Source organism: uncultured Cyclobacterium sp. (assembly GCF_963976465.1).
In the GTDB taxonomy this organism is placed as follows: Bacteria; Bacteroidota; Bacteroidia; order Cytophagales; family Cyclobacteriaceae; genus Cyclobacterium.
Genome location: NZ_CAXBOC010000603.1, coordinates 1 through 3,015, shown reverse-complemented (window position 1 = coordinate 3,015; position 3,015 = coordinate 1). Strand labels below are relative to the sequence as shown.

The window sequence follows — 3,015 nt, the reverse complement described above, 5'->3', positions numbered from 1 at the left end:
CTTTAATGTGAGAAGAAGCCTTGGTGGCTGCCTCATCTTTAAGCATTTCTATCAATTGCTCTCTTGCCTCTTCTCTGGTAAGCAAGGCTACTTTTTCAAGGTCAGTAATCCTTTGGTGGGTTACCTTATCAAGTTCATCTTTTCGAATTTGAACGGCATGAAGCTGGGCATTGAGGTTTTCTTTTTTACTGTCTAATTCAGCTTCTTTGCGTTTTACATGCTCCATTTCCTTGGAAAGGATCTGTTCGCGCTGTTTGAGCTTATTTTCATTGGTTATTAGAATGTTCTTTTTCTTACCTACTTCTTCCTCAAAATCGGATTTTAGCTTAAGGTACTTTTCTTTGGCCTCAAGAATTTTATCTTTTTTAGTCCCTTCTGCTGTAATTTCAGCTTCTCGGATGAGACTTTTGGCTCTTTCCCGAGCCTCTTCCTCAATTTTCTTACTGTTATTTTTAATAAATAATCCTGCCAGGAGTCCCCCGATCAAAACGCCAATAGCGCCGGATATAATAATGTATATTGAAATTCCCATAGATATATTTGAGTTTATCTACCGGATAGAATGGGTAACTGCCTTGCTTGGGCAATAGAGACTAAAAAGAATCAAAGCAATGATTCAAGGTTTTTGTTGACATGTTGGAGTACCTGCTTTACCTGCTCGCTACCTTCCGTATGGTCTTCCTTAATTTCCAGGAACTCTACCATGCAATCGAAAGCAACCATTGCCAGCAAGTCCTGACGATCCTCCAGTCCAAATTCCTCTCTGTACTTTTTTATTTTATCGTTAATTAATTTACCCACCCGCCTGATTCTGGCTTCCTCATCGGTTTTCACTTTCATTGGGTATTCTCTATCCCCTATTTTAATTCGTATCGAAAGTGTATCCATATTATTCAGACAGGTAAGTAATAATTTTATCGATTTCTTTTATATAGTCATCAATTCTCCCCCTCAATTCAGCAGACGCTTTATTTTCTACCGGTATGTTTCTTACAATTTTACTAATTTTAATTTGATTTTTAAAATCTTCGAGTGCTTCTTCCTGATCAGAAAGTCTCTTTTGATAGACCAAAAGTTGATTTTTGAGGGCAGTATTTTCCTGTTCAAGTAATTTTACTTTATTTTCTACCTGTTCTGCCAGATTGTCTAACCGCTGAAGCTCCTCGTAAACCCTCATATTATTTCCTTATCAAAGCACCGGCATTTTTCTCAAAAGTATGCATTAATTTGCTCATGGTCTTGTCTATCACCTTGTCTGTGAGGGTCTGCTGATTGTCCTGAAGATAAAAGCTCATCGCATAGGCCTTCTTGCCTTCATCCAACTTATCCCCTTTGTACATGTCAAACACATTGATTCTTTTCAATAATTTACCTCCTACTTTAGTGGCCATTTGTCTGATCTGATCAAAAGTAACATCCTGATCGATTACAAGAGATAAATCTCTTCTAACTTCAGGAAATTTCGAAATTTCTTGAAATTTACCCTGGGATTTAGCCAGTTTACTAAGTATTTCCCAATCCAGTTCAGCAAAATAAACGGCTTGTTTCACATCTGCCAATTTGCAAATATCCGAAGACAAAAGACCTATTGTGCCTATGAACTGCTTGTTGACTTTTAAGGTTAAGCCAAAAGAAAAGGGGCTGGATTCTATGACATTTACTTCGGGCTGTGGAATGTTTAGTTTTGTTAACAATCCTTCTACCACAGCATACAAATCTGTAAATGCAACAGGCTTTACCGCCTGCATCCAGTTTTCATGACTTGCATTACCGGTAAGAAAAATGGACAACATTTTCCCTTCTTCGTATCCTTCAGAAGCTTTAACATACACCGAGCCAAACTCAAATAATTTCAAGTCTTTTTGTCTCCTGTTGATATTGTGTGCCAATACTTCTAAACCCGTAAATACCAGGCTTTGTCGCAACACGCCCAAATCTTCACTTAATTTATTTAGAATCAAGACATCTTTTTCCGGAGCAAGGAAAGTAGCATTTTCAGCATAACTAGACTTGCTAAGAGAATTGGTCACCATTTCACTATAACCAATACCTGCAAGCATTTCAGAAACCCGGTACTGTAACTTATTGGCATCCTTTGCCGGATGCTCGGCCAAGAAGTCTGCCTGATAATTTTCTTTTAGTGGAATGGCTTCAAATCCATAAATTCGCAAAATCTCCTCAATGACATCAGCCTCTCGGGTAACATCCACCCTGTAGGGCTTTACTATGGCCACAAATCCGGAGGATGTTTCATTGGTAACTTTTATTTCCAATGCCTCTAGTATTTGCTTTATCCTGTCCTTGCCTATTTCTTCCCCAATCAACCTATCAATATGTCGATAACTTACTGGGATTTCAAAATCCGCTACCGGTTCAGGGTAAATATCAACAATTGGAGAACTAATAAGGGCTCCGGTAAGCTCTTTGATCAATATGGCAGCCATTTTCAGCGCAAAAACAGGCATGTTGGGATCTGTACCTCTTTCAAAACGGAAAGAAGCATCAGTCTTGATCCCATGAAATTGGGCTCCTCTACGAACCACATCCGTCCCAAAACAAGCACTTTCTAAGAAAATGGTACTTGTCTCGTTACTTACACCTGATTCCAGCCCACCTAAAGTTCCTGCGATGCAAAGCCCTCCTTGTTGGTCACAAATCATCAACTCTTGGCCAGACAAGGACCTTTCTTTGCCGTCCAAGGTGACAAACTTTGTTCCCTCAGGCATTCTTTTCACCTTGATTTCACCTCCTTGAATTTTATCAGCATCAAAGGCATGAAGCGGTTGACCAAGATCATGTAGGATATAATTGGTAGCATCTACCACATTATTGATTGGCTCCAAGCCAATCGCTTTAAGGTAATCCTGTAGCCATTTAGGAGAAGGCGCTACTTTTACATTGCTTAGCGTCAGGCCTGAATACCTGGGGCAATCTTTACTGTCCGCTACGCTTACCTTAATAATTTTATCCTCATTGTCAATAGCAAAACTTTCTACTCCTTTTAATTCCAGCTCT

4 protein-coding genes are annotated in these 3,015 nt (G+C 39.3%); all 4 read right to left on the bottom strand.

From position 1 onward, the window contains the following. A partial coding sequence (locus AAC037_RS22775) for an Rnase Y domain-containing protein (protein WP_339905857.1) occupies positions 1 to 532 on the bottom strand: 532 nt, incomplete at its 3' end. Between the two features lie 71 nt (positions 533 to 603). After that, positions 604 to 888, bottom strand: a complete 285-nt coding sequence (locus tag AAC037_RS22770) for a cell division protein ZapA (protein WP_014018888.1) — start codon at positions 886 to 888, stop codon at positions 604 to 606. 1 nt (position 889) lies between these two features. Further along, positions 890 to 1,177 carry a hypothetical protein gene (locus tag AAC037_RS22765; protein ID WP_339905856.1) on the bottom strand — a complete coding sequence of 96 codons (288 nt, stop codon included), beginning with the start codon at positions 1,175 to 1,177 and terminating at the stop codon, positions 890 to 892. Between the two features lies 1 nt (position 1,178). Further along, positions 1,179 to 3,015, bottom strand: a 1,837-nt coding sequence (gene pheT, locus AAC037_RS22760) for a phenylalanine--tRNA ligase subunit beta (RefSeq protein WP_339905854.1), incomplete at its 5' end; no start/stop codon positions are given.